This window comes from Azoarcus indigens, assembly GCF_004361735.1.
Lineage (GTDB): Bacteria > Pseudomonadota > Gammaproteobacteria > Burkholderiales > Rhodocyclaceae > Azoarcus > Azoarcus indigens.
The window spans coordinates 131,610-153,602 of the sequence record NZ_SNVV01000010.1 but is presented as its reverse complement, the minus strand read 5'-3'; the positions used below and the strand labels follow the sequence as shown (position 1 = coordinate 153,602).

At 64.1% G+C, this 21,993-nt stretch carries 19 protein-coding genes and 2 pseudogenes; 5 read left to right on the top strand and 16 right to left on the bottom strand.

The window, feature by feature from the left end; translation table 11 throughout:
* Positions 1-11: 11 nt before the first annotated feature.
* A pseudogene (locus C7389_RS13165) lies at positions 12-591 on the bottom strand (transposase); the annotation flags it as partial.
* Between C7389_RS13165 and C7389_RS25475 the strand changes: the two are divergent.
* A pseudogene (locus C7389_RS25475) lies at positions 579-804 on the top strand (IS701 family transposase); the annotation flags it as partial. The pseudogenes C7389_RS13165 and C7389_RS25475 sit on opposite strands and share 13 nt — an antisense overlap.
* A 224-nt stretch (positions 805-1,028) precedes the next feature.
* Here the strand turns inward: C7389_RS25475 and C7389_RS13155 are convergent.
* The 12 genes from C7389_RS13155 to C7389_RS13100 all read right to left on the bottom strand — a co-directional run bounded on the left by C7389_RS13155 (position 1,029) and on the right by C7389_RS13100 (position 11,691).
* Complete coding sequence (locus C7389_RS13155) at positions 1,029-1,274, bottom strand: hypothetical protein (RefSeq protein WP_133592219.1); 246 nt, start codon at positions 1,272-1,274, stop codon at positions 1,029-1,031.
* A 19-nt stretch (positions 1,275-1,293) separates the two neighbouring features.
* Entirely contained in the window at positions 1,294-1,443 is a 150-nt protein-coding gene (locus tag C7389_RS13150) for a DUF3149 domain-containing protein (RefSeq protein WP_133592126.1), read from the bottom strand.
* Between the two features lie 24 nt (positions 1,444-1,467).
* The gene (locus tag C7389_RS13145) at positions 1,468-1,980 is read right to left on the bottom strand and encodes a FixH family protein (protein ID WP_133592124.1); all 513 of its coding nucleotides are present in this window, start codon (positions 1,978-1,980) and stop codon (positions 1,468-1,470) included.
* 3 nt (positions 1,981-1,983) lie between these two features.
* Complete coding sequence (ccoG, locus tag C7389_RS13140; protein WP_133592122.1) at positions 1,984-3,414, bottom strand: cytochrome c oxidase accessory protein CcoG; 1,431 nt, start codon at positions 3,412-3,414, stop codon at positions 1,984-1,986.
* 75 nt (positions 3,415-3,489) lie between these two features.
* A complete protein-coding gene (gene ccoP, locus C7389_RS13135) occupies positions 3,490-4,386 on the bottom strand; it encodes a cytochrome-c oxidase, cbb3-type subunit III (protein WP_133592119.1) in 897 nt (298 codons plus the stop codon).
* Positions 4,379-4,570, bottom strand: a complete 192-nt coding sequence (locus C7389_RS13130; protein WP_246034746.1) for a cbb3-type cytochrome oxidase subunit 3 — start codon at positions 4,568-4,570, stop codon at positions 4,379-4,381. The genes ccoP and C7389_RS13130 overlap by 8 nt, the downstream gene beginning before the upstream one ends.
* 22 nt (positions 4,571-4,592) lie before the next feature.
* A complete protein-coding gene (ccoO, locus tag C7389_RS13125) occupies positions 4,593-5,231 on the bottom strand; it encodes a cytochrome-c oxidase, cbb3-type subunit II (RefSeq protein WP_133592117.1) in 639 nt (212 codons plus the stop codon).
* Between the two features lie 15 nt (positions 5,232-5,246).
* Positions 5,247-6,665, bottom strand: a complete 1,419-nt coding sequence (gene ccoN / locus C7389_RS13120; RefSeq protein WP_133592115.1) for a cytochrome-c oxidase, cbb3-type subunit I — start codon at positions 6,663-6,665, stop codon at positions 5,247-5,249.
* 381 nt (positions 6,666-7,046) lie between these two features.
* Positions 7,047-7,277, bottom strand: a complete 231-nt coding sequence (gene ccoS / locus C7389_RS13115; protein WP_133592113.1) for a cbb3-type cytochrome oxidase assembly protein CcoS — start codon at positions 7,275-7,277, stop codon at positions 7,047-7,049.
* Positions 7,278-7,288: 11 nt separating this feature from the next.
* Positions 7,289-9,766 (bottom strand): heavy metal translocating P-type ATPase, encoded by a 2,478-nt coding sequence (locus C7389_RS13110; RefSeq protein ID WP_133592111.1) that lies wholly within the window; start codon positions 9,764-9,766, stop codon positions 7,289-7,291.
* A gap of 119 nt (positions 9,767-9,885) precedes the next feature.
* Positions 9,886-10,653 carry a 3-hydroxyacyl-CoA dehydrogenase gene (locus tag C7389_RS13105; RefSeq protein ID WP_133592109.1) on the bottom strand — a complete coding sequence of 256 codons (768 nt, stop codon included), beginning with the start codon at positions 10,651-10,653 and terminating at the stop codon, positions 9,886-9,888.
* A gap of 126 nt (positions 10,654-10,779) precedes the next feature.
* A complete protein-coding gene (locus C7389_RS13100) occupies positions 10,780-11,691 on the bottom strand; it encodes a LysR family transcriptional regulator (protein ID WP_133592107.1) in 912 nt (303 codons plus the stop codon).
* 201 nt (positions 11,692-11,892) lie between these two features.
* Between C7389_RS13100 and C7389_RS13095 the strand changes: the two genes are divergently transcribed.
* Both C7389_RS13095 and fghA read left to right on the top strand, forming a co-directional pair.
* Positions 11,893-13,005 (top strand): S-(hydroxymethyl)glutathione dehydrogenase/class III alcohol dehydrogenase, encoded by a 1,113-nt coding sequence (locus C7389_RS13095; protein WP_133592105.1) that lies wholly within the window; start codon positions 11,893-11,895, stop codon positions 13,003-13,005.
* An 8-nt stretch (positions 13,006-13,013) separates the two neighbouring features.
* Positions 13,014-13,877, top strand: a complete 864-nt coding sequence (fghA, locus tag C7389_RS13090; RefSeq protein WP_133592103.1) for an S-formylglutathione hydrolase — start codon at positions 13,014-13,016, stop codon at positions 13,875-13,877.
* Between the two features lie 95 nt (positions 13,878-13,972).
* Here fghA and C7389_RS13085 read toward each other — a convergent pair whose 3' ends face one another.
* From C7389_RS13085 to C7389_RS13075, 3 genes are all read right to left on the bottom strand, one after another.
* Positions 13,973-15,154, bottom strand: coding sequence for an acetylornithine transaminase (locus C7389_RS13085; protein WP_133592101.1), 1,182 nt, complete (start codon positions 15,152-15,154; stop codon positions 13,973-13,975).
* Positions 15,155-15,263: 109 nt separating this feature from the next.
* Positions 15,264-16,538: an MFS transporter gene (locus C7389_RS13080; protein ID WP_211168360.1), complete on the bottom strand. Its 1,275-nt coding sequence runs from the start codon at positions 16,536-16,538 to the stop codon at positions 15,264-15,266.
* A gap of 182 nt (positions 16,539-16,720) precedes the next feature.
* Positions 16,721-17,236 carry a flavin reductase gene (locus C7389_RS13075; RefSeq protein WP_133592099.1) on the bottom strand — a complete coding sequence of 172 codons (516 nt, stop codon included), beginning with the start codon at positions 17,234-17,236 and terminating at the stop codon, positions 16,721-16,723.
* Positions 17,237-17,465: 229 nt separating this feature from the next.
* On the opposite strand from C7389_RS13075, the gene C7389_RS13070 reads away from it, so the two are divergent.
* Together C7389_RS13070 and C7389_RS13065 are read left to right on the top strand one after the other, a co-directional pair.
* The gene (locus C7389_RS13070) at positions 17,466-18,884 is read left to right on the top strand and encodes an MdtA/MuxA family multidrug efflux RND transporter periplasmic adaptor subunit (RefSeq protein ID WP_133592097.1); all 1,419 of its coding nucleotides are present in this window, start codon (positions 17,466-17,468) and stop codon (positions 18,882-18,884) included.
* Between the two features lie 3 nt (positions 18,885-18,887).
* A complete protein-coding gene (locus tag C7389_RS13065; protein ID WP_133592095.1) occupies positions 18,888-21,992 on the top strand; it encodes an MdtB/MuxB family multidrug efflux RND transporter permease subunit in 3,105 nt (1,034 codons plus the stop codon).
* Position 21,993 lies beyond the last annotated feature (1 nt).

The following is a 21,993-nucleotide window of genomic DNA, read 5'->3' as shown; positions in this document are numbered from 1 at the left end:
TTAGAGCCTGGTCACGGTCTTCTGAGTAGCAGACCAAGAAGGCGAGAATGGATGAACTGCAGGCTGGTGTTGAGGCTTCGCTCGCAGTTCTTCCATAGCCGCCGGCACTTGTCGATCCAGGCGAAAGAGACTTCAACGATCCAGCGCTTGGGCATAATGCGCTTGCAATTTGTACCCGTGCGCCAAGCAGGCGCTTGACGGCCTGAACAAATGGATGTCCGACGTATAGCCGCCATCGCGCCAGCACCGCCAGGACGTCGTAGCTCAGTTCCTGCGCCCGGTGTGCCAACGCAAGAGCGCCCCCCTTTCGATCTGCGACTTCGGCCGTGGTGACTGCGATCGCATGCGGCAGTCCCAGGGTATCGACGGCAATGTGGCACTTGATGCCCGATACTTTCTTCCCAGCGTCGTAGCCTTTACGCTGGGGCGCTGTCGGTGTTCTTGACGCTCTGCGCATCGACGATCAAGAAGCTCGTCGTGGAGTTGTGCCCCTGTTTGATACGGGCCGCGCCAACCCGATTTTCTTAAAGTCAGCTCCAAGACGGTCACGCCACCCGGGTCGGGCTCGCTCCATTTCGCGGGGCTGGCGTGGTTTCCACCATCACGCGACCTTGTGCATCGCAGCCTATGGCTTTCTGGTAGCCGAACGGCTGCGTCACAAAGACACCAAAAAATGCCTTATTCGGCCCGCAACCTGCCTTACCCGAAAATTACATGCCGCGGGGCAGTTCAACGCACCCAGCGGCACGTTCCCAATTCGATCTCGACATTACGGTGGATCGTCGCTCAGACGCTGACCAATAGCCTTCAGCGATGCCCATGCTACGCACAGAAAAGAGCCGGAAATTGACCCTCCATTTTAGTGACACAGTAAGATTAGAAGCGAAGCACTCCAGTCACTAGAGTGAAAACCCACACGCAGCGGGAGCGCTCTGCCCGAGCCAACATCGGGGCAGACAATGCGAGCCAGCCTGAACAAAAAAAGGCCACCCCGGCAGCGGGTGGCCTTCCTTTGAATAGCATTCTTCCTACAGTTGTTCCGAGTGATGATTCAACTCCGCAGCACTACGCTGGAGAAAAACAGTCGTTACGCTTGACGCAGCACAAATCAGCCAGAAACCCAAAAAACCGATCGAGTATGTCGCCAGCGGCGAGTAACGAACCGGCTCGCCGAAGAGAAACAGTTCTTGGGGGTCGATGACCATGAAGAACCCTATCTCTGCTAGCGCAGCCACCATGAATGACGGCCACAACACCTGCAAGCACTTGAGCATCACCACCCCCTCTAGAGAGTCATTGATGACTGGCTTTCGCTCTCTCCTCGTCTTCCGCGATATGCCGTGAAGCAAAGCGATAGATATAGACACCCATGACCACTACGAAGCCAATCGTAAAGAGACTGAGCAAGCCGATATCGGTACTCAGCAATTCACTCCAAGCCATGGTGAACCTCCTTCTAGGGACAAATTAGGAATCGGATGGATCTATCCTTACTTCCGTCTCTGTCGGGAGATAAGCGGCCCCGTTCAAACGCCAAGTGCGGGACTCGTCTTCTATTTGAAACAACCAGCGCCCTGTCGATAGAGGCGACATCGCCCCCTCGAAAACGCCTCCATGCCCACTTAGCACCAAGTGCTGGTCCGCGCCCTCTCGCGTCGGATGCGTAATGGAAACCAGGATCTGCTGAGGTATATCTTTAAGATCGGTGTCATTGATCTCAATCCTCAAGACGTCGGTACGGATGTTCAGCTTCGCAGACAGCCCTAACTCCTTGGCGCGCTCTGTACGCCCTATGGTCTTCACAATAGTCCGACCTTCCTTGTAGTAATCATCCACCACAAGTCCGTCCCAAGTTTTGACCGCGATCACAAGAGTGATCACCCCAGCCACAACTGCGGTAGCAGGTAAAGCTATCAGAAACCATGGCCACCCCTGCTTGTACCAAGGGGCGTGTGACTTATCGTTCAACGCTGCGCTCATTCGTCAATCCGGAAACAGAAAGGTGGATTTCTCACGCAGTCGAAGCCCGGGATCATCTTCCGCATGAATCTCAAAATACATCTCGTTCGCGCCAGGCTTGCCCGACTCCGCTGGTGCCCGAATCTGCAAGGTGACCGACTGGATCGCCGCTGGCCCCACTTCGACCTTACGCGTACCTTCGATCCGGACGCCCTTCAAGCCGGTGGCCTCAAAATCGAAAACGCGACTGCGCTCCGTCATATTCATGACCTGGAGGCGGTACACATTCTCGATCTCCCCATCCTCCACTTCTCGTGCGAGAGATGCACGATCTCGGATCACGTCCACCCTTAACGGTTCCCGGGTTGCCAGACCCCAGACGAAAGCCAGCGACACCGCTGCAAGGATTCCACCATAAATCAGAGTCCGCGGCCGCAGCACATGGCTGAAGATGTCCTTTCTTCCCCAGTGCAGCTTCACTGCGTTCTCCGTGGAGTAGCGGATCAAGCCACGCGGATAGCTCATCTTGTCCATGACGTCGTTACAGGCGTCAATACAGGCAGCACAACCGATGCACTCATATTGAAGACCATGTCGGATGTCGATACCAGTTGGGCAGACTTGGACACAAATGCCACAGTCGACGCAATCGCCCTTTCCGACAGAGCGCGGTTCAACCCCCTTTCGTCGGGAGCCACGAGGCTCACCACGCTCTTCATCATAGGTAATGACCAAGGTGTCCGGATCGAACATGACCCCCTGAAAGCGTGCATAGGGGCACATATATTTGCACACCTGCTCCCGCATTACTCCCGCAAAGAGGTAGGTAAAACCGCCATAAAAGAGAATCCAGAACAGTTCCCACGGACCGAATGCGAAGGTTGCAACGGATCCTAGCAACTCATTCAGCGGCGAGAAGTAGGAAACGAAAGTGAAGCCCGTCCAAAGCGCGACTCCCCCCCACACCAGATACTTCACAGCCTTGATCGCAAACTTCCGCGGATTCAATGGCTGCTTATCCAGTTTCATCCTTTTCGCGCGGTCACCCTCGATCTTCTCCTCTATCCACATGAATATCTCTGTGTACACAGTCTGAGGACAGGCGTAACCACACCATAGACGACCAGCGATCGCGGTAAAGAAAAACAGTGCATACGCCGAAATGATCAGCAGTATCGCCAAAAAGAAAACATCCTGAGGCCAGAATATCCAGCCAAAGATGTAGAACTTACGTTCGCTAAGATGGAACAGCACAGCCTGCCGATCATTCCAAGTGAGCCACGGCAGACCGTAAAACAGGAGTTGCGTAAACCAGACCAGAGCCCAACGCCAGCGCGCAAAGTTTCCGCTAACGGCACGGGCATAGACCTTTTGCCGGGCGGCAAACAGCGAGGAGCCGGAAGAGGGGGACTCAGGGGCCTGCCCTGGCTTCACATCAGGCGTTGTACTGGTCATAATCGGCTTATTAGTAGATTCTTATTATTTAATCAAGAAAGACCCCGGGGTTTCCCCCGGGGGCCCAAGACAGCGTTACTTCTTGTTCAGGCTGAGCACATAAGCAGCAAGCAAATGGACCTTCGCATCACCCAAGAATTCCTTGAAAGCAGGCATTTGGTTCACCCGGCCATTAGTCACCGTCTCGATGATGGTGGCTTCAGATGAGCCATACAGCCAAGACTTGTTTGTCAGGTCCGGAGCACCCAAGGCCTGATTACCCTTGCCCTCTGCTCCATGGCAAGCCACGCAGTTCTGAGCGAAGAGTTCTTGCCCCCGCTGCGCCCGCAGCGAATCGCTCGCCAGACCGGAGAGCGAACGCACATAGTTCGCAACGTCCTTGACGCCCTCAGCCCCTAACGCTGGGCCGAACGGCGGCATCACGCCCATGCGACCACCGAGAATCGTTGTCTTGACCGTATCCGGCTCACCACCGTGTAGCCACTCGTCATCGGTCAGATTGGGGAATCCCTTGGCGCCTTGGGCAGCAGAGCCGTGGCACTGTGCGCAATAGGTCAAGAACATACGCTGCCCCATTGCGTTGGCCTCCGGATCCGCAGCCACCGTCAGCAAGTCCTGCTCCAAGTACTTATTGAAAATGGGCGCGTAACGCTCTTCGGCCTTGGCGACCTCGCTTTCATACTGGCCAATTGCGCTCCACTGGAAAATGCCTTGGCGATTACCAAAACCAGGGAACACGACCAAGTAGCCAATGGAAAAAATCACTGTCGCCCAAGCGAGATAGAGCCACCACTTAGGTAGAGGGTTGTTGTACTCGGCAATCGTCTCGTCCCAAACGTGGCCGTGCAACTGTACAGGCCCCTCTTCCCGCTGGGTCATATTCGAAGCGAGGATGAATACACAGAACAGCAAGCTCAAGGCCACGAGGCCCATCACATACACGTTCCAGAAACCGCTAACAAAGTCAGCCATTTGTTTTCCCTTCTTGTCCTTGCCGGCCGTTCTCGGCCGGCGGATCGTCATCGGTCAGGGGTAGACGTGCGGCCTCATCAAACCCGGACTTGGCATGTTTGCTGTAAGCCCATACACAAATTCCCAGGAAGCAGAGAAAGCCCAACACAGTAAGCAGGCTACGGAACTCGTTGATATGTTCCACCGCACATTCCCCTTCAGAGTCTTTACCTAACGTTCTTCAGCGCCAGGCCCAGGCCCTGCAGATAGGCAACCACCGCATCCAACTCGGTCTTGCCCTCGACCGCCGCACGAGCACCGGCAATCTCCTCTTCGCTGTACTTGTGCAGACCAACCTTGTTGAGCGCACGCATCTTCGCTTCGATGTCATCCACCTTGGCCGGACGATCCAGCCAAGGATAAGCTGGCATGTTAGATTCCGGCACGACGTCACGAGGATTACGCAGGTGGGCGCGCTGCCACTCATCGGAGTAGCGGCCACCAACGCGGGCCAGGTCGGGGCCGGTACGCTTGGAGCCCCACTGGAACGGATGGTCGTAAATCGACTCACCGGCGACCGAATAATGACCGTAGCGCTCCGTCTCCGCACGGAATGGGCGGACCATCTGCGAATGACAGTTGTAGCAACCTTCGCGGATGTAGATGTCCCGCCCAACCAGGCGCAGCGGCTCATACGGCTTCACGTCCAGTTGGTTGCCCTTCTGGTCGATCGCACTGGTGGTGGACTTCTGGAAGAACAGAGGAACGATTTCCACCAGCCCCCCAACGCTGATAGTGAGCAGCGTCAGGACGATCATCAGGAAAACGCTGCGCTCGATGAGCTCATGCTTCGTGTTTGCAGCCATCTTCAATATCTCCGGTTAGGCGTGCGCGGGGGTCAGAACGGGCGCGTCGTACGCCTTTTGGCCGGCGATGGTCTTCACCATGTTGTAGAACATGATCAGCATACCGGCGAGGAAGAGCAGACCGCCGACCAAACGGATCGTCCAGAACGGGTAGCTTGCCTTCACGCCTTCCACGAAAGAGTAGGTCAAGGTGCCGTCGGCATTGGTCGCACGCCACATCAGGCCCTGCATCACGCCCGCAATCCACATGGAAGCGATGTAGAGCACCACACCAATGGTCGCCACCCAGAAATGCGCATTGATGAGTTTGACGCTGTACATCTCAGTCTTGCCGTAGAGACGCGGCAGCAGGAAATACACCGAACCGATCGAGATCATCGCCACCCAGCCAAGCGCGCCAGAGTGCACGTGGCCCACCGTCCAGTCGGTGTAGTGGGACAGGGCATTCACCGTCTTGACCGACATCATCGGGCCTTCGAAGGTCGACATGCCGTAGAACGACAACGCGGTGATCAGGAACTTCAGGATCGGGTCGGTACGCAGTTTGTGCCAAGCACCAGACAGCGTCATGATGCCATTGATCATGCCCCCCCAGGACGGAGCCAGCAGAATCAAGGAGAACAACATGCCCACGGACTGGGTCCAATCGGGCAGCGCGGTGTAGTGCAGGTGGTGCGGACCCGCCCACATGTAGGTGAAGATCAGCGCCCAAAAGTGGACCACTGACAGACGATAGGAATAGACAGGGCGCTCAGCCTGTTTCGGAACGAAGTAATACATCATCCCGAGGAAGCCCGCAGTCAGGAAGAAACCCACCGCGTTGTGGCCGTACCACCACTGGATCATCGCGTCCTGCACACCAGCGTAAGCCGAGTAGGACTTGGTCAGGCTGACGGGAATCGCAGCACTATTGACGATATGGAGCAGGGCGACGGCAAGAATGAAAGCGCCGTAGAACCAGTTCGCCACATAGATATGGGAGACCTTGCGCTTTGCGATCGTGCCAAAGAAGACAACTGCGTAGGACACCCAGACCACCGCGATCAGGATGTCAATCGGCCATTCCAGTTCCGCATACTCCTTACCGGACGTCAGGCCGAGCGGAAGCGTAACGACAGCAAGCAGGATGACAAGTTGCCACCCCCAGAAGGTGAGACTTGCCAGCCATGGGGCAAACAGCGATGTATGGCTGGTACGCTGAACGACATAATAAGAAGTCGCAAACAGCGCACAGCCGCCGAAAGCGAAAATTACAGCATTGGTATGCAGCGGACGAAGCCGCCCATAGCCTAACCACTCGAGAACGTTCAGTTCAGGCCACACGAGCTGTGCTGCGGCAATGACGCCGACCAGCATGCCCACAATGCCCCACACCACCGTCATGATGGCGAACTGGCGCACGACTTTGTAGTTATAAGTCGCTTGCGATTGCATGTGAGTCACCTCTTAGTTTAAAAACCCCTGCTTAAAGCCTTTTCGACCTCGAGGCGCAGCCCCGGCATCGTCGCGGCAAGAATACGCCGCGGCAGGCTACTCAATTTGATACAGATCAACATTGTATTGCACCGTCACAGTGCAGAAAAGCGCGCCGATATTGGCTTTTGAAGATATTGGAAAGCAGGTACGGGGGCGACGAGTAAACAAAAAAAAGGGTGCGCTTGTGACGCACCCCCAACCCCAACAGAGAGACTTGATACCTTGCTGACGCCCCCGCGGTGCTGAGCACTTTGGGTCCGTCGAAAACCATGTGTGCAGTATGACGTCGTGGCTGGAAAACGCTTTGACTTAGATCAAACAACTTTCCAGTCCCCTGTCTCACTGGTTTTCCCTGTCGTCCTGGGATGCACCAATTTTGGGCAAAGGGGTATTCTCGCTGCTCTGCCGGTTTGAGTCCACAGGAAACTCATCCTTATCATCCAGCAGCAGGCGATAAGCCGGGCCTTCAAGATCATCGAACTGGCCATGCCGCAGAGACCACCAGAACAGCACGCCGATGACGAACACGAGCACGACGGACAGGGGTACGAGAAGGTAAAGGCTTTCCATTGTTGTCTCTCTTATGACCCCTTGCGCGGCAATCGCTGAAGTCTCATAGCGTTGAGCACGACGAGGAGGGAACTGCCGGCCATGCCGATGCCGGCCATCCAGGGTGTTACCAAGCCGAGCATTGCCAAGGGCACTGACGTGAAGTTGTAGGCAAAGGACCACCACAGGTTCTGCCGAATGATGCGCAGTGTCTTCCGCGCGAGCAGGATGCCGCACCCCAGTTGCTGCAGGTTCTCGTTCAACAATACGATGTCTGCTTGGTTCCGCGCGAGATCGGTACCACCGCCCATAGCTACCGAGACATGTGCTTGCGCCAGGACAGGAGCGTCATTCACACCATCGCCGACCATTGCGACTATCGCCCCTGGTCTCTGTTGCAGGGCGGCCAGATAATCCTGTTTGCCCTGGGGTGTCATGCCGCCATGGGCGTCGTCTATACCTATGCTGCTGGCCACCACCCGCGCGACAGCTGGCGCATCGCCGGAAAGCACTGTGACTCCGGCGTGATCTGCTACTAATTGGCGTACGAGGCCCGCAGCCTCGACCCGGGCGACATCCGCCAGCCGGAACAGCGCCTGCCATTGACCAGTGGCCCCCAACGCCACCACGGTTCCGCCCTTTTGCGCCATCGCATTCAGCTCGACGGGAATGGGGAGACCTATACGGCCTGCGACGAAATCCGGCCGTCCCAACCATAGTGACTGGCTGTCGATCTCACCATAGACGCCTCCGCCGGTATGCGCTTCGGAGGAGCGCACCGCGGGCAAGGCCATCGCCTCCACGGCCTGGCGCAGGCCTTCCGCCACCGGATGCTCCGAACCCTGCTCCAGCGCCGCGGCCCATAGCTTGAGTTCCGCCTCCCCATGAAAACCAAGGGGCAGCACCTCCTCCAGGGTCATTCGGCCGTAGGTCAGTGTTCCGGTCTTGTCGAACACGAAGTGGTTGGCCTTGGCCAAGGTCTCGATGGCATGGCCCCGGGTCACCAGCACGCCCAGCCGCGCCAGAGCATCGGTGCCTACCGTCAGCGCAGTCGGCGTCGCCAGAGACAGCGCGCAGGGGCAGGCCACCACCAGCACCGAGACAAAGACCCACAGAGCCCGCTGCGGATCGATGAAATACCAGCTCACACCAGTCACCGCAGCCAGCAGCAGCAGGGCGATGATAAATACCACCGCGACCCTGTCCGAGGCCGCCGCAATCCTCGGCTTCTCCGTGGCCGCCCGTTCCATCAAGCGCCGTATCGCCGCCAAGCGGGTTTCCTCGCCGACCTGCTCCACCCGGAATACCAGCGGACTGGAAACGTTGATGCTGCCACCGGTCAGCAGCGCATCGACCTCCTTCGTCACCGGCCGGCTCTCGCCGGTGAGCAGGGCCTCGTTGACCGAGCCGCGCCCGTCCACCACGACGCCATCGGCCGGAATCACCTCGCCGGGGCGCACTCGCACCAGATCGCCTGGAGTCAGCTGCGACACCGGTACCCGCTCTGCCGTCGCCGCCGGCCAGGTCGTGAGCCGCTCGGCGAAGGCCGGCAGCACCTTCCCCATCTCCTCGACCCCGCGCACGGCCTTCTGCCGCGCCAGCATCTCCAGGTAGCGGCCGCCGAGGAGGAAGAAGACGAACATGGTCACCGAGTCGAAATAGACCTCGGGGCCGTCCGTCAGCGTCGCCCAGACGCTGGCGGCGAAGGCGCTGCCCACGCCCAATGCGACCGGCACATCCATGCCCAAGCGGCGCAGGCGAATGTCGCGCAGCGCGCGCTGGAAGAAGGGGGCCGCGGAGTAGAACACCACCGGCAGGGTCAGCAGCAGGCTGGCCCAGCGCATCATCAGGGCGATGTCCGCCGTCATGTCGCCCTCGCCCGCCAGATAGGCGGGAATGGCGTACATCATCACCTGCATCATGCCGAAGCCGGCGACGAACACCCGCCACAGCATGGAGCGGCGCTCGCGGTGGGCGACCTGCTCGGAACGCTCGGCGTCGTAGGGATAGGCGCGGTAGCCGATGGCCTGCACTGCGCCCAGGATGTCCGACAGCTTGATCCGGCGTTCGTCCCAGCGCACCCGCGCGCGGCGCGTCGCGTAGTTGATCTCGATGGCAGACACGCCGGGCTGCTTCGCCACATGGCGCTCGTTCAGCCATACACAGGCCGCACAGGTGATGCCTTCCAGGATCAGCGATGCCTCCCGTTCATGCTCGCCCACCGGCCGCACGAAGCTCTTCTGGAAATCCGGGTGATCGAATAGACCGAGTTCCTGCAGTTCCTGCGGCATTGCCTCGCGCCGGCTTTCCGGCATGGCGTCGCGGTGGCGGTAGTAGTCGGTGAGGCCGTTGTCGACGATGGACTGCGCCACCGCCTCGCAGCCGACGCAGCACATGCGCCGTTCCCGGCCTTCGATCTTCACGTAGTGATGGGTCTCCTCCGGAATGGGGAGGCCGCAGTGATAGCAATCGCGGTCGGCCGCGACGGGTGAGAGTTCGGCTGTGGTCATCGCCAGGGCCCGCGGCGGGCAGGGACGCCCGCCCGGTGGTGCGTAGGAAGGCGCTCTTGTAGCACATTTCCCCTAGCCCACCAATTGCGCGAGGACAAGCCCCGCCGCAATCGCCCGGCCTACTTCGGAGCCATCCGGATGGCGCCATCCAGGCGGATCACCTCGCCGTTGAGATAGGCGTTCTCGAAGATGTGCCGCACCAGCGCTGCGAATTCCGCCGGCCGCCCGAGGCGCTGCGGGAAGGGCACCATGCGGCCCAGCGAGGCCTGCACCTCCTCCGGCATGCCGGTCAGCATGGGCGTTTCCATGATGCCCGGCGCGATGGTCATCACCCGGATGCCGAAGCGCGATAGCTCCCGCGCCGCCGGCAGCGTGAGGCCGACGATGCCGGCCTTGGACGCCGCATAAGCCACCTGTCCGACCTGGCCGTCGTAGGCCGCGACCGAAGCGGTATTGACGACGACGCCACGCTCTCCACCCTCATCCGGCTCATTGACGGACATCGCCTCCGCGGCGAGCCGCAGCATGTTGAAGCTGCCGACGAGGTTGACAGACAGCGTGCGCGCGAACGACGCCAGTCCATGCGGCCCCTCGCGCCCCAGCACCTTCTCCGCCGGCGCGATGCCGGCGCAGTTCACCAGTCCATGCACCGCGCCGAAATGCTGGCGCGCCTGCTCGAAGGCGCTACGGGCGCTGTCCTCGTCGCTGACATCCACCCGGACGAAGCGCGCCCCCCGCCCCAGTTCGGCCGCCACCGCTTCGCCCCGCTCACGGTCGACGTCCGCCAGCAGCAGGCGCGCCCCCGCCCGTGCCAGCGAGCTCGCCGTTGCAGCCCCAAGGCCGGAGCCTGCACCGGTCACCACGATTACCCGACCATCGATGTCCATATGCCGCTCTCCCCTATCGCCATCAGCTTAGAAGCAACATAGCAATGTTGACGTTAACGTCAACGTCGGAGGGATGGCGCAAGTGCCGTCGCTTTATCATCAATAGACAGGGGAGCGCCGACAGCGTCAGGCCACCCCACCGCCTTCCCGGTACTCCGGGCGCCCCGCCAGCCCTTCCCGCAGGTGATCCACCAGCAGCCGCACCTTGGGCGAGAGGTGGCGCTGCTGCGGGAACAAGGCCCACACCGCGGTGTGCGGCGGCTGGAAAGCAGGTAGCAGGATGCGCAGATTGCCGCGGCGGAAATGCTCCAGCACGTAGTAATCCGGCAGTTGGGCGAGGCCGAAGCCGCGCAGGGCCGCGTCCAGCACCGCCTGGCCACTGTTGCAGCGCCAGTTGCCCTGCACCCGGACGAACTGTTCCTTGCCATCGACCAGGAAACTCCAGGTATCCGAACTGCCGATGAGGCAGTTGTGGGCGCCCAAGTCTGCCGGCTGTTGCGGTTCGCCGCGACGCGCGAGGTAGGACGGCGCAGCGCACAGATACATCACCCGCGGCGCGATCCGGGTCGCCACCAGGCTGGAGTCGGCCAGCCGGCCGAGGCGGATGGCGAGATCGTAGCCCTCATGCACGATGTCCAGCGCCCGGTTGGTGAGGTCCATCTCCACCTTCAGCTCGGGATAACGCTCGACGAAATCGTTCACCAGCGGCACGACGAAGCGCTCGCCGTAGGTTACCGCACAGGTCAGGCGCAGCAGACCCTTCGGCGTGCCGCCAAGATCCTGCACCGCCCGCCGGGCCTCGTCGAAGCCGTCCTGCAGGCGGCGGCAGTGCAGCAGGAAAGTCTGGCCGGTTTCGGTCAGCGTCACCCGCCGGGTGCTGCGGTAGAACAGCCGCGTCTGCAGCCGCTCTTCCAGGCGGGCGATCTGGCGGCTGATGTGCGAGGTCGAAACCCCCAGCCGCTCGGCGGCGGTGGCGAAGCGGCCGCAGTCGGCCACGGCGACGAAGGCATCCAGGCCTTCCCAGCGATCCAGGCTCATTATTGCCAATGAACAACAATATTTTTCCGAAGCCCGGATTATCCCAGCCTCGGCGTTTTTCTAGAATGCCGGGCTGGCTTCCGGATTCCGGGGGAGCTTCCTCGTCCTCCCGCAACCCGGACAAACTTTCGCCCCGCCGCGCTGCCATACGGCTCGGCCCCGCCCGCTAACCAGCCTGCTCGATTCCAAGGAGAACCAGACATGATCAAATCCCGCGCCGCCGTCGCCTGGGCCGCTGGCAAGCCGCTCGAAATCACCGAAGTCGATGTCGCCCCGCCCAAGGCGGGCGAGGTGCTGGTGCGCATCGTCGCCACCGGCGTCTGCCATACCGACGCCTTCACCTTGTCCGGCGCCGATCCGGAAGGCATCTTCCCGTCCATCCTCGGCCACGAAGGCGGCGGCATCGTCGAGGCCATCGGCGAGGGCGTGACCTCGGTCGCGGTCGGCGATCACGTCATTCCGCTGTACACGCCCGAATGCGGCAAGTGCAAGTTCTGCCTGTCCGGCAAGACCAACCTGTGCCAGGCCATCCGCAGCACCCAGGGCAAGGGCTTGATGCCGGACGGCAGCAGCCGCTTCTCCAAGGACGGCCAGCCCATCTACCACTACATGGGCACCTCCACCTTCTCCGAATACACCGTGCTGCCGGAAATCTCGGTGGCCAAGATCCAGAAGGAAGCGCCGCTGGACAAGGTCTGCCTGCTGGGTTGCGGCGTCACCACCGGCATCGGCGCGGTGCTGAACACCGCCAAGGTCGAAGCCGGCGCCACGGTCGCCGTGTTCGGCCTCGGCGGCATCGGCCTGTCGGCCATCATCGGCGCGGTGATGGCCAAGGCCTCGCGCATCGTCGCGGTGGATGTGAATCCGGCCAAGTTCGAAATCGCCAAGCAGCTGGGCGCCACCGACTTCGTCAACCCGAAGGACTACGACCGCCCCATCCAGGAGGTCATCGTCGACCTCACCGACGGCGGTGTGGATTACTCCTTCGAATGCATCGGCAACACCCAGGTGATGCGTTCCGCACTGGAGTGCTGCCACAAGGGCTGGGGCGAATCCATCATCATCGGTGTGGCCGGCGCCGGCCAGGAGATCTCCACCCGCCCGTTCCAGCTGGTCACCGGCCGGGTGTGGCGCGGCTCCGCCTTCGGCGGCGTGCGTGGCCGCACCGAGCTGCCCAGCTACGTCGCCAAGGCGCAGACGGGCGAAATCCCGCTCGACACCTTCATCACCCACCGCATGGGGCTGGAAGACATCAACCACGCCTTCGACCTGATGCACGAAGGCAAGAGCATCCGCTCGGTCATCATCTACTGAGCCCGGCCATGACGCTGTCCGCTTCCCTCGAACAGATCGCCGTCAACCGCAGCTTCGGCGGCTGGCACAAGCGCTTCCGCCACCGCTCCGCCGCCCTGGGCTGCGACATGGTGTTCGCCATCTACCTGCCGCCGCAGGCGGAGGATGGCCCGGTGCCGGTGCTGTACTGGCTCTCCGGCCTCACCTGCAGCGACGAGAACTTCATGCAGAAGGCCGGCGCGCAGCGGGTGGCGGCTGAGCTCGGCATCGCCATCGTCGCGCCGGACACCAGCCCGCGCGGCACCGACGTGCCGGGCGATCCGGACGGCAGCTGGGACTTCGGCCACGGCGCCGGCTTCTACGTCAACGCCACCCAGGCACCGTGGAACGTCCATTACCGCATGTACGACTATGTGGTCGCCGAGCTGCCCTCGCTGGTGGAGGCCAACTTCCCGGTCACCGACGCCCGCGCCATTGCCGGCCACTCCATGGGCGGCCACGGCGCGCTGGTGTCGGCGCTGAAGAACCCGGGCCGCTACCGCTCGGTGTCCGCCTTCGCGCCCATCAGCCACCCCACCACCTGCCCCTGGGGCGAGAAGGCCTTCTCGCGCTATCTCGGCGCCGACCGGCAGAGCTGGAAGGCCTGGGATGCCTGCGAGCTGATCGCCGCCTTGCCGGAAGGCGTGGAGCGGCTGCCGCTGCTGGTGGACCAGGGCGAAGCGGACGGCTTCCTCGCCGAACAGCTGAAGCCGGCCGATCTCGAAGCCGCCTGCGCCGAAGCCGGCCATCCGCTGACGCTGCGGCTGCAGCCGGGCTACGACCACAGCTACTACTTCATCGCCAGCTTCATCGAGGACCACCTGCGGCACCACGCCGCCGCGCTGCAGGACTGAGTCCTGCCGGCACCCAGGCAAAAAGCCCCGCGGACCGTGATGGTCCGCGGGGCTTTTTCTTTCTTCGCCCGTCCGCGAGCGACGGTCGCAGCGCCTCAGGCCTTCAGCAGCGCATCCAGCATGGCAGTCATCTGGTCGATCTCCGCCTCGCTCACCGTCAGCGAAGGCATGAAGCGCAGCAGGTTGGGACGCGGCGCGTTCAGCAGCAGGCCGGTGGGCGAACCTTCCAACGCCGCCTTGACGATGGCCGGGGCGCGGTCGCTGTCCAGCACCAAGGCACGCAGCAGGCCAAAACCCCGCTCGCCCGCCAGGCCGTGGCGGGCCACCAGTTCGCGCAGGCGGGCGGCCAGGTACTCGCCGCGGGCCAGCACTTCGTCCATGAAACCCGGAGCGATCAGCGTACGCATCACCGCCACGCCGGCCGCGCTCATCAACGGGTTGCCGTTGTAGGTGCCGCCCTGGTCGCCGGGCTCGAAGCAGCTCACCGCCTCGGTGGCGAGCAGCGCGGACAGCGGCACGCCGCCGCCTATGCCCTTGCCCAGCGTCATGATGTCCGGCTCGATGCCGGCATGCTGATGGGCGAACAGGCGGCCGGTGCGGCCCATGCCGGACTGCACCTCGTCCACGATCAGCAGGATGTTGTTCTCGCGGGTGAGCTTGCGCAGCGCCTGCAGGAATTCCGGCGTCGCCGGAATCACACCGCCCTCGCCCTGCACCGGCTCCAGCATCACCGCCACCGTGTTCGGGCCGATCAGCGCCGCCACCGAGTCGATATCGTTCAGCGCCGCCTTCGGGAAGCCCGGCACCTGCGGCGCGAACAGCGTGTCCCAGCCGGCCTTGCCGGAGGCGGACATGGTCGCCAGCGTGCGGCCGTGGAAGGCGTGGTCGAAGGTGATGATCTCGTAGGCGCCGTCGCGGTGCAGCCGGCCCCACTTGCGCGCCAGCTTGATCGCCCCCTCATTGGCCTCGGCGCCGCTGTTGGCGAAGAACACCCGGTCCAGCGAGCAATGGGCGGTCAGCAGGCCGGCCAGCTCTATCATTGGGCCGTTGTAGAAGGCCGGGCTGGGGTTGATCAGGGTATTCACCTGCTTCACCACCGCGTCGCGGATCACCGCCGGCGAGTGGCCCAGGCAGTTCACCGCCCAGCCCTGCACGAAGTCGAGATAGGCCTTGCCCTGCGAATCGAACAGCCAGGATCCCTCGCCTCGCTCGAACAGGATCTCGGGGCGGTTGGTGATGTACATCAGGGAGGCGGAATCGAATTCGCCGTACTTCATGCGGAGCTCCGGTATCGGGGTGAAAAGGAAAAACGGGAAGGCTTCGTGGGCCTCGTGGCGGCATGCCCGGCATCAGGCACACCGGGTCGATGCTACCGCGAGTGCGCGTTCAGTGCACCGGCAGGCTGGCGGCCACCTCGCTGCGCAGCCGCGGGATTAAGCGCAGCGCCCACAGGAAGAACAACACCAGCACCACGCCCTCCACCAGCATCGTCGCCCGCGCGCCGACCTGGGCCGCCAGCAGGCCGGCCAGCAGGCCGCCGATGGCATCCGCGCCGTAGCGGGTGGAGCTGAAGAAGGACACCACCCGGCCGCGCAGATGGTCCGGCGCCCGACTCTGCAGCAAGACGTTTACACCGACGTTGCACAGCGAGATGCCGAAGCCGACGCCCGCCATCGCCAGCATCGCCAGCGGCACCTCCCGGTTCCAGGCGAAGGCCAGCACCGCCAGCGCACTCAGGCCGGCGCCGCCGACGATGATGACCTTGACCAGCCCCGGCACGCTGCGCCGCACCGCCATGAACAAGGTAGCAGCGAAGGCGCCGGCGCCGGCCGCGCCCCATAGCCAGCCCAGGGTCTGGGCGTCGCCGCCGAACACGTCCTTGGCGAAGATGGGCAGCAGCACCGCGTAGCTGGAGGCGGTGAGATTCACCATCGCCAGCGCGAAGATCAGCATGCGCACCGACCAGTTGCTCCAGGCGTACTCCAGCCCCTCGCGGAACACCCGGCCGACCGAACCGCTGGCGCGAGCGGTGGGCGCCGGCCGCGTCGCCGCCACGCCGGCCATCAGCGCCAGGAAGGAGACGCCGTTGAGGGCAAAGCACACCGCTTCGGAGCTCAACGCCAGCAGCAGGCCGGCCACCGGCGGGCCGATGAAGCGGCCGGAGTTGAACAGCATGGCGTTGAGCGCCAGCGCGTTGGGCAGGTCCGCCTTGCTGCCGACGAAGCTGTTGATCAACGACTGCCGCAGCGGCGTGTCGAAGGCGTTGAGTACCCCGAGCGCGACCGACATGGCGATGATCAGCGTCGGGCCGATGGCGTCCATCGCCGTCAGCACCGCCAGCACCAGCGCCTGCAGGCCGAGGATGCCCTGCACCGCGATCAGCACCCGGCGCTTGTCGTGGCGGTCTATCCAGGCGCCGGCGAAAGGCCCGACGACCAACTGCGGCACCAGCGCGGCGAAGGTGGTGAGGCCCAGCAGCGCAGCCGAGCCGGTCAGCCGGTAGACCAGCCAGGCCAGCGCCACCTGCTGTATCCAGGAGCCGAGGATGGAGATCGCCTGGCCGAAAAAGTAGAAGCGGAAATTCGGGTGGGCGAGCGCACGCACAGGCGCCGGCCAGGGGCGGGTGCCGGCGAGGGAAGCATCGGGGGGCGGGGAAGCCAAGCTGTCTCCTGCTCAAGCCGCTGCGGCCTGGGGCCGCCGGCGTTATTGGTATTGGGGGCTGCCGGGGAAGCGGCGGGGACCGCGCGGTGCCGCTGCTCCGGCTGCAGTCAAAGCATGGCCCCGCTTCCCCGGGATACGTCTCGTACTGCGTGCGCCGCTGGATCCGCCGCGGCGGTTCTCGCTCAGGCCGCCAGCACGATGGGCTGGGGCGACAGGAAGCTGCGTTCGAAATACACCAGCGCGTCGCCGGCCGGGCCGGTGTCTATGCGCTCGATCTCGATGAACAGCACCGAGTGGGTGCCCACCTCGGCCACCTGCGACACCCGGCCTTCCAGCGTCGCCAGCGCGCCGCGCAGCACCGGCAGGCCGGCTTCCACGTCCTCGCTCCAGTGGGCGCGGTCGAAGCGCTCCTCCATCGGCACGCCGGTCATGCCGGCGAAGACCTTGGCGGTCTGTTCATGCTCGTGGCTCAGCACGTTCACCCCCACCACGCCGTTGGCCTTGAACACCGCGTTGAGCGCGCTGTCGCGGTTGATGCACACCAGCAGCGTGGGAGGATCGTCGCTGACCGAGCACACCGCGGTGGCGGTCAGCCCGCAGCGGCCGGCCGGGCCGTTGGTGACGACCACGTTCACCGCCGCCGCCAGACGCGCCATGGCGTTGCGGAAGGCCTGCCGCCGGGAATCGATCTCGCCCATGAATTGCTCTCCGTCGGGCGGGGCTGTCGCCCGCCTATGTTGCAATGCGGTCTCCATGATACCGCTACACAGCGGTACAAGGCCGCGGTGTCATGCAGCTGCGGGCGGCAGTACCATGCGGCGCCGGGTAAATAACAGTTAATCCGCTTGGCGCGGCGCCAAAAGCCCAATTAACGTGGCCGCCGACCTCAGCCTCCATCCCTTTGCCGCCTTTCCAGCCTCCCCATCCATGAATATCCCCGCTTCGCCCAGCACCTCCCGCCGCGGCTGGCTCATCGCCGTGCTGATCCTGATCATCGTCGCCCTAGCCGTCGCCCTGATCGTGACCCGCTCCACCGGAGGCGGCGCACAGATGATGGGGCCTGGTGGCCCGGGCGGACCCGGTGGCCCCCGCAGCGGTCCGCCGATGGGCATGATGGGCATGAGCTTCCTGGTGAGCGCGACCGCCGCCGAGAAGACCGACCTCAACCTCTATTTCGACGCACTGGGCACCGTCACCGCCTACAACACGGTGGACGTACGCACCCGCGTCAGCGGCCAGCTCGCCAAGGTGCTGTTCGAGGAAGGCCAGGAGGTGAAGGCCGGCGAGGTGCTGGCGCAGATCGACCCACGCCCCTACCGCGCCGCGCTGGCCCAGGCCGAGGGCACGCTGAAAGAGAACGAGGCCCAGCTGCGCAACGCCCAACTGGACGTGGAACGCTACCGCAGCCTCTACGCCGAGGACTCGGTGGCCAGGCAGACGCTGGACACCCAGGAGGCGCTGGTGCGCCAGCGCCAGGGCACGGTGGAGAACAGCCGCGCCCAGGTGGATGACGCCCGCCTCAACCTGGAATTCACCGAGGTGCGCGCCCCCATCTCCGGCCGCCTCGGCCTGCGCAAGGTGGACGTCGGCAACCTGGTCACCAGCAGCGACACCGATCCGCTGGTGGTCATCACCCAGACGAAGCCGATCACCGTGGTCTTCAGCCTGCCGGAGTACCAATTGCAGACGGTGCGCCGGCGCCTGGACCAAGGCGGCCAGGTGGCGGTGCAGGCCTTCGACCGCAACCGCCAGAACAAGCTGGCCACCGGCCGCCTCGCCACCCTGGACAACCAGATCGACACCACCACCGGCACCTTCAAGCTGAAAGCGGTGTTCGACAACGCCGACAACGCCCTCTTCCCCAACCAGTTCGTCAACGTGCGCCTGCACGCCCTGCAGCTGAAGGACGCCATCGTGGTTCCCACCAGCGCGCTGCAGCGCGACGACAGCGGCACCTATGTGTACGTGCTGGGCGAAGGCAACAAGGTGGCCAAGCGCGCGGTGAAGGTGGGCGAGAGCCAAGGCGAGAAGGTGGAGCTGCGCGAAGGCGTGGCCGCCGGCGAGCGGGTGGTCACCGAAGGCACCGACCGCCTGCGCGACGGCATGGCGGTGCGGGTGTCGGGCGAGGCCGGCGCCAACGGCAAGCCCGGCGCCGCCAGTGCGCCAGGCGCCCCGGGCGCACCGAACACTCAAGGCGCCCCCGGCGCGGCGCCGGCAGGTTCGCCCGCCAACGCGCCGGCGATGAATGGCGCGCCCGCCAACGGCACGGCGCCTGCCGGCCGCCGGCCGGACGACGCCGCGGCCTCACCCGCCGCCGGCCAGAACGCCCCCGCCGCCCGGCCCTGAGCGATGAATCCATCCCGCCCCTTCATCCTGCGGCCGGTGGCCACCACCTTGCTGATGGTGGCCATCCTGATCGCCGGCATCATCGCCTACCGGCTGCTCGCCATCTCGGCGCTGCCGGAGGTGGACTACCCCACCATCCAGGTCAGCACGCTCTACCCCGGCGCCAGCCCGGAGATCATCAACTCTTCCATCACCGCGCCGCTGGAGAGCAAGCTGGGCGAGATCGCCGGGCTGGACGAAATCTCCGCCAGCAGCGCCGGCGGCGCCTCGGTGATCACCCTGCGCTTCAGCCTGGACTCCAGCCTCGCCACCGCCGAGCAGGAAGTGCAGGCGGCGATCAACGCCGCCTCCAGCCTGCTGCCCAATGACCTGCCCAGCCAGCCGGTGTACAGCAAGGTGAATCCGGCGGACGTGCCCATTCTCACCCTGGCGGTGTCCTCCAGCAGCCTGCCACTGCCCAAGATCCAGGACCTGGTCGATACCCGGCTGGCACAGAAGATCGCCCAGGTGTCCGGCGTCGGCATGGTGAGCCTAGGCGGCGGCCAGAAGCCGGCGGTGCGCATCGCCGCCAATCCCACTGCGCTGGCCGCCTACGGCCTCAGCCTGGACGACCTGCGCGCCACCATCGCCGCCAACAACCTCAACGGCTCCAAGGGCAGCTTCGACGGCCCCACCCGCTCCACCACCATCGACGCCAATGACCAGATGAAGTCGGCGGAGGAATACCGCGAGCTCATCGTCGCCTGGAAGAACGGCGCCCCGGTGCGCCTGCGCGATGTCGCCACCGCCACCGACGCGGGGGAGAACGACAAGCTCGCCGCCTGGGCGGACCGCAGCCCGGCGGTCATCCTCAACGTGCAGCGCCAGCCCGGCGCCAACGTCATCGAGGTGGTGAACCGCATCAAGGCGCTGCTGCCCAGGCTGGAGGAAAGCCTGCCGGAGAACGTGGACCTGCGCATCCTCAGCGACCGCACCGTCACCATCCGAGCCTCGGTGAAGGACGTGCAGTTCGAGCTGGCGCTGGCGGTGGCGCTGGTGGTCATGGTCACCTTCCTGTTCCTGCGCAACTTCTCCGCCACCGTGATTCCCAGCGTGGCGGTGCCGCTGTCGCTGGTCGGCACCTTCGGCGTCATGTACCTCGCCGGCTTCTCCATCAACAACCTCAGCCTGATGGCGCTCACCATCGCCACCGGCTTCGTGGTGGATGACGCCATCGTCATGGTGGAGAACATCGCCCGCTACCTGGAGGAAGGCGAATCGCCGCTGCAGGCGGCGCTGAAGGGCTCGGCGCAGATCGGCTTCACCATCATCTCGCTCACCTTCTCCCTGATCGCGGTGCTGATTCCGCTGCTGTTCATGGGCGACATCGCCGGCCGTCTGTTCCGCGAGTTCGCCATCACCCTGGCGGTCGCCATCCTGGTGTCCATGCTGGTGTCGCTGACGCTGACGCCGATGATGGCCGCGCGCCTGCTGCGCCACATCCCGGAAGAAAAGCAGAGCCGCTTCGGCCGTGCCGCCGGCGGCTTCATCGATGGCCTCATCGCCCGCTACGCCAAGGGCCTCAGCTGGGTGCTGGACCACCAGCCGCTGACCCTGCTGGTGGCCATCGCCACGCTGGGCCTCACCGCCCTGCTCTACATCGTGATGCCCAAGGGCTTCTTCCCGGTCCAGGACACCGGGATGATCCAGGGTATTTCCGAAGCGCCGCAGAGCATCTCCTTCCAGGCCATGTCGGAACGCCAGCAAAGGCTGGCCGACGCGGTGCTGGCCGACCCGGCAGTGGACAGCCTGTCCTCCTTCATCGGCGTGGATGGCAGCAACGAGGCGCTCAACACCGGCCGCATGCTGATCAACCTCAAGCCCCACGGCCAGCGCGACGCCAGCGCCAGCGAAGTCATCGCCCGGCTCAAGCCGCGGCTGGCGGAGCTGCAAGGCATCAAGCTCTACCTGCAGCCGGTGCAGGACCTCACCATCGAGGACAAGACCAGCCGCACCCAGTACCGCTTCATGCTCACCGACCCGGATGTGGACGTGCTGCGCAAATGGACGCCGCAGCTGGTCGAGCGCCTGCAGCAGCTGCCGCAGCTGGAAGACGTCGCCAGCGACCTGCAGGACAAGGGCGGCCAGGCCTACATTAAGGTGGACCGCGACGCCGCCTCCCGCCTGGGGGTGACGCTCTCGGCCATCGACGCCGCGCTGTACAACGCCTATGGTCAGCGCCTCATCTCCACCATCTACACCCAGGCCACCCAGTACCGGGTGGTGCTGGAGGTGCCGGCGCAGTTCAAGGCCGGGCCGGATGCGCTGGCGCTGCTGCACGTGCCGGGCAGCGACGGCGTGCAGGTGCCGCTGTCCGCGGTAGCCACGGTGGAAGAGCGCAACACCCTGCTGGCGATCAACCACGTCGGCCAGTTCCCCGCCGCCACCGTGTCCTTCAACCTCGCCTCCGGCGTGGCGCTGGGCGAGGCCACCGAGGCCATCCGCAAGGTGGAGGCGGAGATGCAGTTGCCCGGCAGCCTGCAGACCCGCTTCCAGGGCGCGGCCATGGCCTTCGAGGCCTCGCTGTCCAACACCCTGCTGCTGATCCTGGCGGCGGTGGTGACGATGTACATCGTGCTCGGCATCCTCTACGAGAGCTTCATCCACCCCATCACCATCCTCTCCACCCTGCCCTCGGCGGCGGTCGGCGCGCTGCTGGCGCTGATGGTGGCGGGCGAGGAGATCGGCATGGTGGCGGTGATCGGCATCATCCTGCTGATCGGCATCGTCAAGAAGAACGCCATCATGATGATCGACTTCGCGCTGGAGGCCGAACGCAGCGAGGGCAAGCCCCCGCGCGAAGCCATCTACCAGGCCTGCCTGCTGCGCTTCCGCCCCATCCTGATGACCACCATGGCCGCCCTGCTGGGCGCGCTGCCGCTGATGCTGGCCGGCGGCGCCGGCGCCGAACTGCGCCAGCCGCTGGGCATCGCCATGGTCGGCGGCCTGCTGCTCAGCCAGGTGCTGACGCTGTTCACCACGCCGGTGATCTACCTCTGCTTCGACCGCCTCGCCCGGCGCTGGCGGCCGGCGGCGCCGGCAGGCTCCACCGGGGTTGAGGCGGGCTGAA

What these genes read in the sequence shown, in the direction of transcription:
- C7389_RS13150 (WP_133592126.1), bottom strand. Translation starts at nt 1,443, where the DNA reads ATGGCTTGGAGTGAATTGCTGAGTACCGATATCGGCTTGCTCAGTCTC.
- C7389_RS13075 (WP_133592099.1), bottom strand. Translation starts at nt 17,236, where the DNA reads ATGGGCGAGATCGATTCCCGGCGGCAGGCCTTCCGCAACGCCATGGCG.
- C7389_RS13155 (WP_133592219.1), bottom strand. Translation starts at nt 1,274, where the DNA reads ATGCTCAAGTGCTTGCAGGTGTTGTGGCCGTCATTCATGGTGGCTGCG.
- ccoS (WP_133592113.1), bottom strand. Translation starts at nt 7,277, where the DNA reads ATGGAAAGCCTTTACCTTCTCGTACCCCTGTCCGTCGTGCTCGTGTTC.
- ccoO (WP_133592117.1), bottom strand. Translation starts at nt 5,231, where the DNA reads ATGGCTGCAAACACGAAGCATGAGCTCATCGAGCGCAGCGTTTTCCTG.
- C7389_RS13070 (WP_133592097.1), top strand. Translation starts at nt 17,466, where the DNA reads ATGAATATCCCCGCTTCGCCCAGCACCTCCCGCCGCGGCTGGCTCATC.
- C7389_RS13085 (WP_133592101.1), bottom strand. Translation starts at nt 15,154, where the DNA reads ATGAAGTACGGCGAATTCGATTCCGCCTCCCTGATGTACATCACCAAC.
- ccoN (WP_133592115.1), bottom strand. Translation starts at nt 6,665, where the DNA reads ATGCAATCGCAAGCGACTTATAACTACAAAGTCGTGCGCCAGTTCGCC.
- C7389_RS13100 (WP_133592107.1), bottom strand. Translation starts at nt 11,691, where the DNA reads ATGAGCCTGGATCGCTGGGAAGGCCTGGATGCCTTCGTCGCCGTGGCC.
- C7389_RS13095 (WP_133592105.1), top strand. Translation starts at nt 11,893, where the DNA reads ATGATCAAATCCCGCGCCGCCGTCGCCTGGGCCGCTGGCAAGCCGCTC.
- C7389_RS13110 (WP_133592111.1), bottom strand. Translation starts at nt 9,766, where the DNA reads ATGACCACAGCCGAACTCTCACCCGTCGCGGCCGACCGCGATTGCTAT.
- ccoP (WP_133592119.1), bottom strand. Translation starts at nt 4,386, where the DNA reads ATGGCTGACTTTGTTAGCGGTTTCTGGAACGTGTATGTGATGGGCCTC.
- C7389_RS13105 (WP_133592109.1), bottom strand. Translation starts at nt 10,653, where the DNA reads ATGGACATCGATGGTCGGGTAATCGTGGTGACCGGTGCAGGCTCCGGC.
- C7389_RS13065 (WP_133592095.1), top strand. Translation starts at nt 18,888, where the DNA reads ATGAATCCATCCCGCCCCTTCATCCTGCGGCCGGTGGCCACCACCTTG.
- C7389_RS13145 (WP_133592124.1), bottom strand. Translation starts at nt 1,980, where the DNA reads ATGAGCGCAGCGTTGAACGATAAGTCACACGCCCCTTGGTACAAGCAG.
- ccoG (WP_133592122.1), bottom strand. Translation starts at nt 3,414, where the DNA reads ATGACCAGTACAACGCCTGATGTGAAGCCAGGGCAGGCCCCTGAGTCC.
- fghA (WP_133592103.1), top strand. Translation starts at nt 13,014, where the DNA reads ATGACGCTGTCCGCTTCCCTCGAACAGATCGCCGTCAACCGCAGCTTC.